Here is a 14,830-nt window from a genome sequence, read left to right as displayed (position 1 = left end):
GCCAAGATACTACACAAAGTTGCGTTGTGTAAAAACATTAGCCCCTTTATGTCCCGATCTTTTTTAAGACCACGTGGGTAGCGTCTGCATGAACTACTTTCTGAAAGAACTGACGCAATGCTTCGTATGCAGAAGGCTCCATTTGATAGGGATATAGTTCTATCATACGCCGATAGACAAAACCGTTTTCTTCTGTTGTGATACGGGCCTCATACCTCCCAAAATCCATACTGATCGAAATGGGGGCCGGTAACGCCTCCAAGGCATATCCACTCGGCATTTGATACCGAATGACATCCTCATCACGATAAGGGTAACTGAGGCGAACGGGTGTTTTCCGGTTCTGCACCTTTTCGGGCGCGAATTTTCGCTGATTAAACGCATTGGGCCGTAAAAAAATACGGGTTCCAGTACCGTTGATAAAGCCGTTGCTTTCTATTTTAACGGAAAAATGTAGGAGTGAATCGGTATTGTTGGCAGAGGAAAACTCGGAGGCCAATATTTTCGGGGCACGTATTCCCGACCACGCCTGAAACCATTCTGTAAATTCTTTGACACTTTTCCCGCGCAAGAGACTTCTTAAATCAGCCGCCTGATTTCCGGAAGCGGTTAATTGTACGTTTTGTGTGGCATTTCCGGTTTTATCAAAAGTGATTTGTGCTTCAATGGATTGTCGGTTTTGGGAAGCGGTAGTTTTTGGGGTGCGGATCAGTCGGCTTTCCCCGGATTTAAGCAGCAGGGCATATCGGTTTTCGGTAAAATCACTCAGCCAGCCAAAGGGTAAAGTATTACTGGTTGCTTCCAGCCAGATAAAAGAATCGCCATCGGGTATGGCCAATATCACATGATTAAAATCATTGATGGGGAATTCTGGGTCAATATCGGCCTCTTGTTCACCTGCTTTGATAACAACTGGATACGCTGGAACCTCTACGGCGAATAACATGGACATCAGATAATTGGCCAATGCTTTACAATCACCATATTGTTTTTTCTCTACATAGGCTGCTTCAAAAGGTTGATAGCCGCCAATACCCAGTTGAATGCTGATGTAGCGTGTTGTCTCTTGAAGGTGCTCATAAACTTTTTTTGCCCTGCCTCGTAACGTGGCCTCATCCTTGGTCAGGTTTTTTAAAAACGCTACTTTCTCGGCAGACAATGTTTGCCGATTCTGATACAATCCCGTGAGCCACTCGCCCAGTTCATGCCAACTGCCAAGTGAACCCGAATAGCGCCCATTAAATGTAAAAATATCTGGAGAAAAAATCACAGCAGGAGCGGTATCTGCCCAACTGGGGCTTAGTGGCTCTTTGGGCAAAGCAGGAAGTGGCTCGTTCTGTTCCCAAACGAGCAATTTACGGTTGCCATTTTGGGAAATCGTTGGCTCACGGGAATAATTTTGTTGTTTGAATTTTGGATTGACTTCATTTATCGGGTAGGAAAACTCGAAGCGGCTGCTGACGGTTGCCGTTTGTGGGTTCTGGGGAAACCAAGCGGGGTAGTTGAACAGCTCGGTATGACGGATTTCGTACTCGTATGCAATGGTATAGGGATATGCTGAATGACGAAGCCGGACTTGCCGAACCCGAAAGTCATCATAAAAATTGACTATGGTGCCAGAAAAATCCTGCATATTGGATTGGTCTAGTTTTTTAACCACCACTTTGCCGTCTGGACCCACTAACGTTGCCTTGATAGATTTTAGGCTCTTATTTTTGGTATGGAAGATTGAAAGATCCGCCATCTCGGCGCCTATTTCATTAAGAACCTCAATTTTCTTAGCAATCTTTTCGATCGCTTCTCCTTTGTTGATGACTTCGAACGTGTGTTCATATCGTTGTATAAGGGCATGATCTTTAGGGGCTTGTGCCTGTAAGGGTAGGGTAGCAAACAGCACAATACCCATCGAGTATGTCAGCCAGTGGATGAATGGGTATGTCTTCATGGCACAAAAGGGACTTGTTTTTTTCCTTTCGGGTTGGTGGGGGTCTTCTGGCCTGGTTTGGAGGGCATACTGTTTCCAGAACCAATTTTGGGCGTGACAGCCGAGGGGGGCTGGGCAGGATCCTTTTCTTGGTTCGGGGCAGGGTTGCTCTTTTTCTTAAAGACCATTTGGTCGGCCTGCAAAGTGACCATCTTATCAAACATGGCTTTTATTTCCGAATACATCGTGGCCGGAAGTTGTGGTTTTGTGATGGTTAATTTGCTTTGAATCGTCAGTACGGTGTCCATGCTTTGAACCATCCGACGAAATTCAGCGCTTCCATTTGAAAGTTTAAAGATGATGCTATTGGGTCTTTCTTCTAATTCGTACCCCTGTGGGAAGTGGAAATGTACAATATGTTGTTCTTCGAGGGGAAAAATGAAGTCTATAGGCAGCAGCCTTGTCTCTGACGTAAATGGGTTTTCGCTCCATCCGCCAAACATGCTTGCTGGTACGTACATCCGATCTGATGTAACCGTTGTGCCGACAGGTTTCTTGAACTGAATTTTATACCTGAGTGGTTGATCGGGTTGGTCTTTGTTGTCAAATTGAATGTCATTTATTTCCACAGATTCGTCGCCGCCAAAAAGATGTTTTCTAAGGTATTGTATTTCGTCTTTCGCTTCTGAAAGGCGGCTTCGTTCCGTTATACTGGCATATCCAGCTTCGTTGACATCTAATTTTCCCGACAACACCCCTTCTTCTGAAATGCTAACCTGTGCCAATGTCACTTGGCTGGCGCGTTCACGGCTCTTAATGGCAATCCAAGTGGGGTCAGCCGGATCAAATAACCAGCCTTCCTCATTCAAGGCCCTCACGGGCAACATGCCAATGGGGTGGTCTTTTTCTGTGGCATCTAACAGGTATTCTTTTTGACCAATCTTAGCATAGGTAATCAGGTAATTGAACTGAAGAATCATCGGATAAAGGGTAATGGGGCGGCCTTCAGATCGGGTGCGGGATAAGATTGGAAAAGATTCAATGCCTACTGCCCGGAGCATCGAAACCAAAATGAGGGCTTGCTCTGCCGAATCCACATTTTTGCTTTGAAAGGCTTCTTTCAGGTTGCGTTTAGGGTAATACTGGGTTTGCTCATTCCAAATAAGTTGGCTCTGTACATACTTAAAAATGGCTTCTAGTTTCTCTTCGGGTTCGATCAAATTGCGCGTTAGGTCTCTTGCTGTCGTATTAATGAGTTCGTGTTTGCCAATTTGCCTTCCGAAAGCGGGATCCTCGTTTAGTAGTTTTGCCACAGCAGGCCATGTAGTTAAAAAATTTTCGATTATGAAGTCACTTGCAATTTGTGATAATTGAAATTCAATACGCATCATTTGATCATTCAATGAACCGGGCATGATAGGCTCCTCGCGGAGGGCGGGTACGTTGGTTATAACCCAGCGATTGATATTGGTTTTCCCGTTTGTTTCCAATCCTTCTTTGCGTTCCTCAGTATCAAACGGACGAATGAGCCCGCTCTTAAAATAGGTGTAGCCTAAAAATTGGGGAATGATGGTGCGAAATTCGTTATGAACGGTCGGTTCCGTGGTTTGAAAGTACCATGACGGCAAGAAAATAGGAGGGGAATCATAACTTCGACGATAACGGTACTCGATGACCGCACCAGGAACCAAAGCCGGAAGGGTAAATTTAAGTTGCTGTTGGTCTTTAGTTACTTTCGTTCGGAAGATGTCTTTTCCTTCTAATTTTGTCCGAACCACCTTGCCATCTGCACCCAGAGAATAGGTGAACCCTGCAATGTTCAGAATGTCTTCTCCCTTACTGTAAAATAGGTTTGCCGTTGCCCATTGATATCCAGTTTCCGAAAGAATCTTAATCCGTATATGGCGGTCATAGTGCAAACCTCGCTCGTTATATTCTACAACCCCATAATCACACAGAATAACCGCTTTTGCTTCTTTATCCGACTCGAACGGATGAGAGGTTAAGGTTTCTAATGAAACTTCTCCAAACTTCATGGGGCAGGTTGGGCATACAAGAATCCGCTCAATAAGCAAGCAAGCGAGAGATACCTAATAAAAAGTCGCATATTGTTTAAGTTTAAGAGTGATAAAGTGTTGTATCATCCAAAGTACAAATTTTATTATCTGTTTAGTACTGTAAAATGTTTATTGCTAAATGCAATGGTATAATTTATGATTGGATTTACAGGTTATTTGATGAAGTGTTCATGTGAAAATAAATGCTTAATAGTGATCTAAGATGTATGAGCGGTAGAATAAACGAGAATTTTTGAAAATGATGCAATGAAGTTTCTAATTAAGGTGTATAGAATAGTTGTATAGAAAAGGTGTCGAATTGGTGATGTAGGGTGGTCTGTGGACAGGTGTGAGAGGAGATTGGCTATCCAGAGAAACGCTATCACCCAAATCTCGGCGGGGTTAGGACATAATTTATCGTTGCAGGAACAGCGTTATTGAAGTTGAACGGTGGGTTTTTACCATATTCATCTGGGTACGCTAAAATAGGCAGTGTGCCAAGAAGCGAGACTACGGTGAAGGTTGGTGTTTGGAAAATTGAAAAAGGAGAAAAGGCACCTTGGGAGTCAGGCGTCCCGAAAAGGTGTTTTAAGCCATAGATTAGGAGATGCCTAAGCCTCAACGTGTAACGACCACCACGTCAGAAATCAGAAATATTCCTCCATAGGTCACAAGTAAGGGTTTGATGATGGGAATTAAGCGGTTAACTTCTTCTTCGGTACATAGCGTGAATAGGTAATCATTGCCCGATGTACCCACCAAGTCGTCGTCATACGCCATGCCGCGTGTGCCTTTTCCCACCGAGGCATGAATAACCGTATAGCCGCGAATGCCGTTCTGATCCAGAATAGACATGAGTTCCGGCAATTTAATGGAAGGGGTGATAATTTCAATTTTTTTGATCGGTTTCATAGTGGCTAAATTTTAAGGCCAAAGTAAACGGATGAGTCCTAAATATATAGGAAGGCCCACCAATATGTTAAAAGGGAAGGTGACCGCAAGGGCCATTGTGACATAAACACCCGGATTGGCCTCTGGAACCGATAGTCTTAAGGCGGCAGGCACGGCGATATAGGAGGCACTGGCACACAGGGTTGCAAACAGCAAGGCATCCCCTACATTCATACCACTAAACCAAGCAACCATAATGCCAAGAATCGCATTGGGAAGGGGCATGAGTAGGGCAAAAAGAATGGGTACACGACCTAGTTTTTTAAGTTGTGCAAATCTTCGTGCACTTACCAGCCCCATGTCTAATAAAAATAAACATAAAACACCTTTAAATAGATCATTCGTAAAGGGCTTAAGCGCGGCTTCACCCTCTGCACCCGTGATAAAGCCGATTAGAAAACTGCCGATCAATAAAAAAACAGATCCGTTGAAAAAGGCTTCTCGAACCAGTTCCGTGACAGACTCTTCATGTGTTTGCTGGGTTTTAGAACGGAATTTTCGGTATAAAAATACTCCTGCCAGAATAGCGGGAGACTCCATAAGGGCCATGGCAGCAACCATATGACCATTGAAAGGAACGTCTAATCGGGCCAGAAAAGAAGTGGCGGCGATATAGGTTACGGCGCTAACGGATCCATACGCGGCTGCAATCCCGGCAGCATTGGGCACATCCATTTTTTGGCGTAAGATGAAAAAAGAATATATCGGGATGATCGCAGAGACGGCCATCGCCGCTACCAGTGTCTTGAAAATCTGAACAGAAAGTCCACTATGAGCCAGTTCTACGCCGCCTTTAAAGCCAATACTTAGTAGTAGGTACAACGAAAACAACTTTGGCAAAGGAGCCGGAAAGTCCAAATCGGACTTGACCAAAATGGCCAGAACGCCAAGGAAAAAAAAGAGAACCGGGGCATTCAGTAGATTCGATAAAATTAATTCAATGCTCATACAGGCAAGGGTGAAAAGGTGAGCAGGCAGGGAGGGGAGATAACCCAAAATACAAAAAAAGATTGAGATTGAGATTATGAAATGATGAGAGGGGATAGTTTTGCCATCAAATCCTGAATGGCCTGATAAAGTTGTGGACCAGGCTGACGATAAAGTGGGTCTGAGACATAGAAAATTTTGGGGGGTGTTTCTTGCACTAAAGTGGATTGACCAGAAAGCCAGTTGTTATAAGCTATAAAACCAGTGTTTTCAGATTCTTTGATAGGGATTAAGAATACGTCGGGCAAAAGCGAAGGGGAGTCTGTTTGTATGAAGGGAGCGCCCCCTGCATGTTCTATGAGGTCATGAATCCATCCGGAAGCATAGGTCAAGGGGGTAAATGACTCGACCAAAGCAACGCTCGGCGCATGATAAGGTCTTTTGGGATTGATGCCCCTTTGTAACTGTGCGTGTCTAAGGTGTTCTTCCGATTTTACTATCCATTGAAGCGCTTGGGGCAATTGGCCAGAAACTTTCCCTAACTTGAGTACATGATCCAATATCTGTTTCATTGTCTTTGGCGCAAAGACCAAAACGGGAACTCCTACGATCTCGTAAGGAGCAATCACAACGTCCGGTTGTAGGACTAAGAGTTGTTTTGGGAGCGGGCCAACAAGGGGAAGCCACGAGACTTCGGGTTGGGTATGGTCTGAGGAGCATCCTACTATATGTGAAATAGCCCCCAAGGTAATCAACCAATCCGTAGCAGCAGGGACAAGGGAAATTAGGCGCATGATCTGTGTATGAGGTGGATTAGGAAAGCAATAATTTACAACGGCTCCGTCATGGCAAGTAGATTGGTTGAAATTTCAAAAATCTTGCAGAAGTTGCACAATAGGGGTATGTTTCAATGGCATAACGCCCTTGGCATGTGAACCGCTCACTTTGTGGTAGCAAGGCCGTTACTGATATCTCTATGATATTTTGTTTTGTGGTACGCGGGCAATATCGGGGCAAAGTAAATAGAATACGGCTGCTGATTCAGCAGGAAGTTAATGTGGCGAGAAATATTGGGGTTTTTCGTGACAGCTAAAGCGGATCCGCCCCAATGTAGCGCGCCACGGAAAACCCTTGCCTGTGGTTCCGATAAACCTCCCAGTTGGCTCTTTAGATTAATCACCAAATCCCGATCTTAAATCCTACACGGGTGTGGATGAAGGCTTTGATACGGTTTAGGAGCGTAGTCTCCATGATAGGTAGCGTTCTCATCAAAACTACCAAAGGGCATTTTAAGGTTGATGGCGCGTTTTATCAAAAATCGGGGGTCTTCTTTCCATAGCGTTTTTCCATCTGTGGTAAAATGGTCCCACGTATGGGCATCTGAACCAAAACCGTGTACCAAGATGAGGGGTGGATGTACAACCTCTAAAGGTTTACGAAGAGCAATCTTTTTGCCATTTTTTAACTCCAGCACCACCCGGATATATACAGTTCTGACACCACTTTGTTTGTCTTTTTGATATGATACAAAGTTATTCGGTGCTTGATACATAAACCAATAAGTACCCGTAGAATCGGCAAGTACAGAAGAGGTATAATCAAGCGGAGGCCCCTGGTAAGATCGGTTATCATCGAGTTTTTCTAATGATAATGGATTGAAAAAGGTTCCTTCATTTCCGAAAAAGTATGTCTCCAATTTAGGAAGGATGCTAAAGGCGTGAAGCTGAACCAAGTTTAGTTGCGTCAATAAACTGTCTGGAGGTTTTACTTTGACGTAAATCCGAGCAGTGCCATCTGCTGCGATACCCCCTTATGGGGTGTTGCTCCGGAAAACTATGATCCGAGGAAAATACGACTTGAATACCAGATGCTTGCTCGGTGGTTTCGCCCATGTCTCGCTTAAGGGTTTCAAACGGGGGCTTTAGGATGTTTTGCGCAAACAAGATGCTTGGAAGCCACAGACACCATAGTAGCAAATAAGTCAAGCGAAAAAGACAGGACCGTAATGGCATAGATAAAGGCTGGAAAAGCAAGTAGGCAAATCAGAGAAGGCGGCTTTTGGAAAACGCCGAATAGATCAAAAATGTTGCAAAAGGAGAGATGGAATTCAAATATAAACAAAAAGCCACAACGACATGCTGCGGCTTCAGATTGTATGTGGTGTGCCCAGGACTGGACTCGAACCAGCATGCCCTTTCGAGCACCACCCCCTCAAGATGGCGTGTCTACCAATTTCACCACCTGGGCTTGCGTTGTGATCCCGACAGGATTCGAACCTGTGACCCACGGCTTAAAAGGCAGTTGCTCTACCAGCTGAGCTACGGGATCTTTTTTGATTCAGGAAGGAAAAGATACAGTGTTTTTTTTGTTTGGTCAAGTGATTTTGGTCAAGAATTTGTAAAAAGACCCTTATTAAAGCGTGATTGGTTCCAATTTATAGCCTGTTTTTTCGTCGAAGACGGGTAAAAAAGCAGCAGGATAGGAGGTGGAATGATAAAACAGCATCATTGCACCATTTTCATAAGCACGTCGCGCCATTTTTTGTCGCCATTCGGCAGATTGCTCCGGCTGATAATCATATTTGGCCAAAAAACGGCGGGTTACTTGTGCAGGCTGTGGGAGTACGTCACCACCAAATAGCACCAACAATCCATCATAGTGGAGCCAGGCGATTTGGTGGAAAGGGGTATGGCCGCCTGTCACTTCATACTCAATGAGGTCTTCGATCCATCCATTGCCATCCAACCAAATTAATTGACCATGTTCTTCGAGTACATCAATGGTGGTGGCCCGCAAATCGTTCGACCTTCCGGTATAGAGGGCCGTTGCTTCTTGTTGTTGAGCAAAATACGTGGCATTGGGGAAGGTAGGGCGTCGTTCAAATCCAACCTGATACGTTGCCCCACCGATGTGGTCAGCATGAAAATGGCTCAAAAAAACCTTAGACACCTCTTCACGGGATACGCCCAAGTGTGTCAGTTGGTCGGTTAGAAAAGTAATGTTGCGGCCTTCGGCTTCCTCGCCGAGTCCTGTATCAAAAAGGACAACGTCGTTGGGTGTCCTAACGACAAAGGCATTGGCGGCCACGTGTAAAGTTCCCGGCGGGAAGGGTTGGCCCTCGGTATGTGGGACCAACTTTTTATCTGCACCAACATTGAACTTGCCCTCATTCAGCCGAAAGACCTCCAATAAGCCATACAGCATTTCACCCCTCCAAATCCGTGTCGAAGCGGTCGTAGGCTTCAATAATGTCTTGAACCAACTGGTGACGCACAACATCCGACTTTTTCAGATAGACAAAAGAGATGCCCTCCACTCCTTCTAAGATTTCCTGTACGTGGATCAATCCACTTTGGCTTCGTTTGGGCAAATCGGTCTGGGTAATATCACCTGTCACCATCGCACGGCTATTGGCGCCGAGGCGTGTGAGGAACATTTTCATTTGTGTATTGGTGGCGTTTTGGGCCTCGTCTAAGATCACAAATGCCGAGTTTAGGGTACGTCCGCGCATGTAAGCAAGCGGGACAATTTCAATTAGGTTTTGCTCCATCAGTCCTCGAAGTTTATCCGGTGGTAGCATGTCTTCTAAGGCATCGTACAATGGGCGAAGGTACGGATCAATTTTATCCCGCAAATCGCCTGGTAAAAAGCCTAAACTTTCGCCAGCTTCTACTGCAGGGCGGGCGAGCACAATGCGTTTCACCAAACGAGATTTAAGGGCCGCTACGGCGAGTGCTACGGCAATATAGGTTTTCCCTGTTCCTGCCGGACCAATTGCAAAAACGATGTCATGGCTTCGTGCCGCTTGTACCATTTTTCGCTGGCCTTCATTCTTCGGGCGGATAAGGCCGCCATTTTGGGTAAACAGCAAGGCCGCATCTTGGACTTCGCCGGATTTGGAACCTCCATTGAGGCGGGCCAAGTCCAAGACCGTATCTACATCTTTATCCGTCAGATGGCCGTTCTTATGGACGATGAGGCTCAGTTCCTCGAAGATGCGTTCTAATTGTGCAAGGTCTTGGACTTCACCTTTCAGATAAAGCTCGTTCCCTCGTGCGGTGATGCGCGTTTTTTCGTATGCCGATTCAACTTTGCGGAGATGATGGTCGTTATGACCAAAAAGCAATACCGGTTCTACTTTGCTTAGTGTTAATTTTTTTTCGATCAACGGGTGTGGGGTTCTTAAAAGCGTAAATTGGAAAATATATAAAGGAAGATCCTTTTTCTTAACGTACTCCAAAGCAGGTTTATGAGACGTTTGGTACTTGAATTTACGAAAATGCACGGGGCAGGCAATGACTTTGTGGTGATTGATAATCGTTTTTATCACTTTGATGAGGCGCAATTGTCTGAAATGGCTGCTCGCCTTTGCCATCGGCGACTCGGAATTGGTGCAGATGGCTTGCTGGCCTTGTGTTTGACGGATGAAGATACCGAGCCAGACTTAGACTTTCGGATGCGCTACTTTAATGCCGATGGCTCTTTAGGGTTGATGTGTGGCAATGGTGCCCGCGTTCTGAGCCGATTCGCACATGAATCGGGCATTCAAAAACCAGTATTGCAGTTTGATACTTCGGCTGGTTTGTACCAATCTATGGTACCAGCAGAAGTTGATCTGCCCGTTCGGTTGTTTGTGCCTTTGTTTCAAGATTATCGTCCAGATGTTTTTGTTTCAGCAGATGCCCAAGTTGCTATGGGACCCATTGATTATGTGTTTACCGGAACACAACATGCGGTAGTCTTTGTAAGGGATGTTTGGGCGTTTGATGTCGCATTTTGGGGGCCTTTGTTGCGTTGGCATTCGGCATTCGCTCCGGAAGGCATTAATATGAACTTTGTGGAAGTAATAGATCCCGGTTCCGATACGTCACCAGGGCATTTACATATTCGTACCTATGAAAAAGGTGTGGAGGCAGAGACACTTGCCTGTGGGACAGGTGCTCTGGCAGCAGCCATTGTGGCCCGTACCAGACACTTGGTTCACAGTAACCATATCCGTTTAAGCCCCAAAGGAGGGGATCTTGAAGTGGGGTTTACCTATGCTGAAGGGGTGTTTTCAGCGTTGTATCAGGCTGGGCCAACAGCAACTGTATATCGCGGTAGTATGTACCTGTAGCAGGTATTAGTGCGGATGAATTGTAAAAGGGATTTCTCGTGCCGCGTAGGCTGCCCCAACAATCCCTGCATTGTTTTTAAGGGTAGCAGGCACCATCTTGGCATTGGTTTTTAATAAATCCCAATATTTATCTGTTTTATTGGCAATCCCGCCGCCAATGATGAATATGTCTGGAGAAAACAACAATTCTAAATGGGCAAGATATTCATTGAAGCGTTCAGCCCAGGTGGGCCACTTTAGCTTTTGCTCTTTTCTGGCGCGGTCGCCGCAGTATTTCTCGGCAATGGTATCGCGCATTTTTAGATGACCCAGTTCGGTGTTGGGTACCAAGATACCATTACAAAACAGGGCAGATCCAATGCCTGTACCCACCGTGAGTAATACGACGGTTCCTGGATGGTCATTGGCGGCTCCAAAGTGTAGTTCGCCGATGCCCGCTGCATCTGCATCATTGATGACTTTAAACTCAAGTTCGGTTTTGGACTTAAAGAGTGCTTCTGCATCCACACCAATCCATTCTTGCGGAATATTGGAAGCCGTTTTGGTGACGCCATGCTGTACAATACTGGGCATAGTACAGCCAACGGGGCCATGCCATTTAAAATGGGCAATCATCTCGCCCACCGTATCTGCGACAACTTCCGGATAAGCAGGTTGGGGTGTATCAATACGATGGCGATGCCCCATCACTTCCCCATTTTCGGTATTCACTGGAACGCCTTTAATGCCACTCCCGCCAATGTCTATGCCAAGTCTGATCATGCTGGTTGTGTTTCAAGAACGAATAATAATTGCCGGATACGGTATTTCGATGCCTTTTTCTTGTAATGTACGAAGGAGGGCCTCATTAAGATCACCACGAAGGGGTACTTCATGCGCCATATTGCGGATCCATACGCGAAGCATGAGTGAAATGCCAGAGTCGGCCATTGCTGTAACAATGACAGAAGGTGCCGGGTCTTTTTCCAAACGGGCATCGGCGGCGGCAATCTGGAGTGCAACTTCTCTTGCTTCGGCAGAAGACTCGTTGTAGCCAATTGAAAATGGAATTTCCAAACGCAACAAGCCCATCATGGAGTGGTTGATTACCTTGCCATTGATCATTTGGTCGTTTGGCAAGACCATAATTTCATTGTTGACCGTCTTGATTCGGGTAGAGCGGAGGGTGATTTCATGAACCACGCCGTATTTTCCTTCCAAGACAATGTTATCCCCCACGCGAAATGGCTGGTCTATCAGAATGGTGATCCCGGCAATGAAATTTTTGATGGTGTCTTGTGCAGCGAATCCCACGGCCAGCCCAACCACGCCCAAGCCAGCCAAAAGGGGCGTAATGTTGATAAATTGGCCCAGTGCCGTCACAAGACCAAACGAAAAGATAAACAGTTTGGCGGTTTTTTCAAGTAATTGGTGCGCCCCACTGCCACTCTTTCCGGTTTTGTCCACTGTTTTGTGAATAAGCCGAACCACCACCTTGCTGACGAACCAAAAGAAGAGAAAAATTAGGAAGGCCCAAGCGGCCTTATAAAGTAAATCTTGTAAGATATACCCCCAATTGTAAAATAGTTCACCGGAAGCGAGTTGTTTAACCGTCGCAGCTACATCGGGTGGGGGTAAAGGCTTCAGTGTATTCGGGTCTATATCAGGTACTTTAGGTTGCATAAGGATGGTTTAAGAGATTTAAGGATGGTTTTTGATAGCAGCCGTCAGGGTGTTTTTGAGCAGCATAGCAATGGTCATTGGTCCTACCCCTCCAGGGACCGGAGTGATGAGGGCGGCCTTTTGAGAGACAGCATGGAAGTCCACATCACCTACCAAACGATATCCATTTTTTTTGGAAAGGTCTTCTATACGGTTGATGCCCACGTCAATAACCACCGCTCCTTCTTTTACCATGTTGGGGGCCACGAAATTTGGTTTTCCGATGGCCGCAACCAAGATATCTGCCTGTGCACTCAGCGCAGCCAAGTTTTTGGTACGACTATGGCATACGGTTACCGTGGCATCTGCTCCGGGCTGAATGAGTAGGTTGGCCATTGGTTTACCTACAATATTGGATCTTCCAATGACTACAGCATGGGCGCCTCGTGTCTCAACCCCACTTCTTTTAAGGAGTTCCATTACACCCGCTGGTGTTGCGGGTGAAAATGCCGGCTGACCAATGACCAAATTTCCGGCATTTTCAGGATGAAAACCGTCCACATCTTTCTGCGGAGCAATGGCATGAAGCACTTTTTTCTCGTCCATATGGGGTGGAAGGGGGAGTTGAACGAGGATACCATCTACGTTTTGATCTGTATTTAGGTGCTGAATAAGTTTAAGCAGGGCTGCTTCTGTCATAGAAGCCGGGTGTTGGATCGTTTCAGTGCCCATTCCCACCTCGGCACAGGCTTTGGCCTTGCCTCGAACATAAGAAGCCGACGCTGGATTGTCTCCGATTAACACCACTGCAAGAAAGGGGGGACGATGGCCGTGGGCGACCCATTGGGCTACGGCTTCTTTTACTTCTGCCCGGACTTCTGCTGCGATTGTTTTTCCGTCTATAATAGATGCTGCCATAGCTGTTTTTAAGGGGAAGATAAACGATGTTTTTGGTTCTTGAATTTGAATCTTCGGTCAGTAATAGAAAAAGCGCCCCGTTTTGAAGCGCTTTTCTTGACTTCGGATTATTATCTATACCGCGTAGGGTTATATTCACCTTGGGTTCTGACGCGATTGGTTACGGGAGGTAGATAGCCTCCTAAACCAGTGTCCATACCAGCGTCGCGGCAGGCATATAACATTTTTAGAACCCGGTCGCGGGTTTGCCACAGTACTGTAGATTCTACGTCGTTTGGAATCAAGATCATGTTGTCTCGATACCCAAGAACAAAACTGTTAAAATTGTCTGAAACCGTTATTTCTGCATGATCGCCCACATTTTGGTATTGTGCGGTGAATCTTCCACATTGCACCGAGTTACGATTCGTTTTTACAAAGTTCTGAAATAAGCGCAGCATAGAGGAATTTTTGTAGCCGTCCACTTCACAATTTAATTCTTCCTGACTCCCTCTGGGGAAGGCGCTACATCCTGTTTCCGTACCAGGGACAGGGGCAGGGTTGTGAGGACCATACTGCGAGTTGGCATAATGAGGATTTATCTTTGTCTCTGTAGGAACATTGTTTTGTGGCGCTACGGCACGGAATACTGGTTTTCCACCGCTGGACGTGTAATAGGGTGTTGGTTGAGGAGCTGGAACGCTGGGTTGAATGTCTCCCCATGTGGTCTGTGCCCAAGCAGTCGGGATCAGCAATACTGTGGTACAGGCAATGAGTAAATGACGATGAAGTTTTTTCATGGTTGATTCTCCCTGAACTGAAAATGTGGTGGTAAAGGTATCTAGGAAATAAAGATTATAAGGAACACCAGACTTGAATCTTGGACGAGAAGTTTAGATTCCCGTTTAACCTAAAATACGAAAAATATTGTTCAAGGCATATAGAAAGCGTTTCCATTTAATAAAATTTAGCGGTTTTTCGATGGAGGGCTTGAATTATAAAGTTCAAACAATGTATCTTTACCCCACTTGTTCTTTTTCAAGTTAAGCATTTATCCAGAAGAGCCGAGGGACAGGCCCTACGACGCTCTGGCAACCGTTCCCCATTACAGGGAAGAAGGTGCCAATTCCTGCCTTGTTGCATATGCACGGGGAAAGATGAACGCTTGATAGACACCGGTTATCCTATACGTTGATTTATCAAATGCGCCTCTTCTACCTCCGATGTAGTTGAGGCTTTTGCTTTTGCGCGCAAGCATGTCCCGCCTGCATCAGGACGTTGAGACTGGATGAATGTTCTTTGTTTAACCACTTACCC

Annotated in this window: 13 protein-coding genes, 2 tRNA genes and 1 riboswitch; of the genes, 1 reads left to right on the top strand and 14 read right to left on the bottom strand. The window is 45.8% G+C overall.

Annotated elements, in window-relative coordinates; translation table 11 throughout:
* Nucleotides 1-46 precede the first annotated feature (46 nt).
* From JNN12_03345 to JNN12_03300, 10 genes are all read right to left on the bottom strand, one after another.
* Nucleotides 47-1,945 (bottom strand): DUF3857 domain-containing protein, encoded by a 1,899-nt coding sequence (locus JNN12_03345; protein ID MBL7977349.1) that lies wholly within the window; start codon nucleotides 1,943-1,945, stop codon nucleotides 47-49.
* On the bottom strand, nucleotides 1,942-3,960 hold the full coding sequence (locus tag JNN12_03340; protein ID MBL7977348.1) for a DUF3857 domain-containing protein: 2,019 nt from the start codon (nucleotides 3,958-3,960) through the stop codon (nucleotides 1,942-1,944). Before JNN12_03340 ends, JNN12_03345 begins: the two co-directional genes overlap by 4 nt.
* 639 nt (nucleotides 3,961-4,599) lie before the next feature.
* Nucleotides 4,600-4,893 (bottom strand): hypothetical protein, encoded by a 294-nt coding sequence (locus JNN12_03335; protein MBL7977347.1) that lies wholly within the window; start codon nucleotides 4,891-4,893, stop codon nucleotides 4,600-4,602.
* Nucleotides 4,894-4,905: 12 nt separating this feature from the next.
* Nucleotides 4,906-5,880 carry a sodium-dependent bicarbonate transport family permease gene (locus JNN12_03330; protein MBL7977346.1) on the bottom strand — a complete coding sequence of 325 codons (975 nt, stop codon included), beginning with the start codon at nucleotides 5,878-5,880 and terminating at the stop codon, nucleotides 4,906-4,908.
* Nucleotides 5,881-5,954: 74 nt separating this feature from the next.
* The gene (locus tag JNN12_03325) at nucleotides 5,955-6,653 is read right to left on the bottom strand and encodes a hypothetical protein (protein ID MBL7977345.1); all 699 of its coding nucleotides are present in this window, start codon (nucleotides 6,651-6,653) and stop codon (nucleotides 5,955-5,957) included.
* Nucleotides 6,654-7,051: 398 nt separating this feature from the next.
* Nucleotides 7,052-7,606 (bottom strand): hypothetical protein, encoded by a 555-nt coding sequence (locus JNN12_03320; protein MBL7977344.1) that lies wholly within the window; start codon nucleotides 7,604-7,606, stop codon nucleotides 7,052-7,054.
* Nucleotides 7,607-8,022: 416 nt separating this feature from the next.
* Nucleotides 8,023-8,106: transfer RNA gene (locus JNN12_03315), tRNA-Leu, on the bottom strand.
* An 8-nt stretch (nucleotides 8,107-8,114) separates the two neighbouring features.
* Nucleotides 8,115-8,187 (bottom strand) — tRNA-Lys (locus tag JNN12_03310).
* A gap of 84 nt (nucleotides 8,188-8,271) precedes the next feature.
* On the bottom strand, nucleotides 8,272-9,105 hold the full coding sequence (locus JNN12_03305; GenBank protein ID MBL7977343.1) for an MBL fold metallo-hydrolase: 834 nt from the start codon (nucleotides 9,103-9,105) through the stop codon (nucleotides 8,272-8,274).
* The gene (locus JNN12_03300) at nucleotides 9,065-10,027 is read right to left on the bottom strand and encodes a PhoH family protein (protein ID MBL7977342.1); all 963 of its coding nucleotides are present in this window, start codon (nucleotides 10,025-10,027) and stop codon (nucleotides 9,065-9,067) included. Before JNN12_03300 ends, JNN12_03305 begins: the two co-directional genes overlap by 41 nt.
* 81 nt (nucleotides 10,028-10,108) lie before the next feature.
* Between JNN12_03300 and JNN12_03295 the strand changes: the two genes are divergently transcribed.
* Nucleotides 10,109-10,975 (top strand): diaminopimelate epimerase, encoded by an 867-nt coding sequence (locus tag JNN12_03295; GenBank protein ID MBL7977341.1) that lies wholly within the window; start codon nucleotides 10,109-10,111, stop codon nucleotides 10,973-10,975.
* 6 nt (nucleotides 10,976-10,981) lie between these two features.
* Here JNN12_03295 and JNN12_03290 read toward each other — a convergent pair whose 3' ends face one another.
* The 4 genes from JNN12_03290 to JNN12_03275 form a co-directional block, all read right to left on the bottom strand.
* Nucleotides 10,982-11,737: an ROK family protein gene (locus tag JNN12_03290; protein MBL7977340.1), complete on the bottom strand. Its 756-nt coding sequence runs from the start codon at nucleotides 11,735-11,737 to the stop codon at nucleotides 10,982-10,984.
* A gap of 12 nt (nucleotides 11,738-11,749) precedes the next feature.
* Nucleotides 11,750-12,637 (bottom strand): mechanosensitive ion channel family protein, encoded by an 888-nt coding sequence (locus tag JNN12_03285; protein ID MBL7977339.1) that lies wholly within the window; start codon nucleotides 12,635-12,637, stop codon nucleotides 11,750-11,752.
* 18 nt (nucleotides 12,638-12,655) lie between these two features.
* Nucleotides 12,656-13,534, bottom strand: coding sequence for a bifunctional methylenetetrahydrofolate dehydrogenase/methenyltetrahydrofolate cyclohydrolase FolD (gene folD / locus JNN12_03280; GenBank protein ID MBL7977338.1), 879 nt, complete (start codon nucleotides 13,532-13,534; stop codon nucleotides 12,656-12,658).
* A 110-nt stretch (nucleotides 13,535-13,644) separates the two neighbouring features.
* The gene (locus tag JNN12_03275; protein MBL7977337.1) at nucleotides 13,645-14,313 is read right to left on the bottom strand and encodes a hypothetical protein; all 669 of its coding nucleotides are present in this window, start codon (nucleotides 14,311-14,313) and stop codon (nucleotides 13,645-13,647) included.
* Between the two features lie 248 nt (nucleotides 14,314-14,561).
* A riboswitch (SAM riboswitch) is annotated at nucleotides 14,562-14,677 on the top strand.
* Nucleotides 14,678-14,830: the final 153 nt, after the last annotated feature.

Source organism: Bacteroidetes Order II. bacterium (genome assembly GCA_016788705.1).
Taxonomy (GTDB): domain Bacteria; phylum Bacteroidota; class Rhodothermia; order Rhodothermales; family UBA2364; genus UBA2364.
Note: the sequence above shows the minus strand (reverse complement) of the source record. Positions and strands in the feature narration are given on the sequence as shown.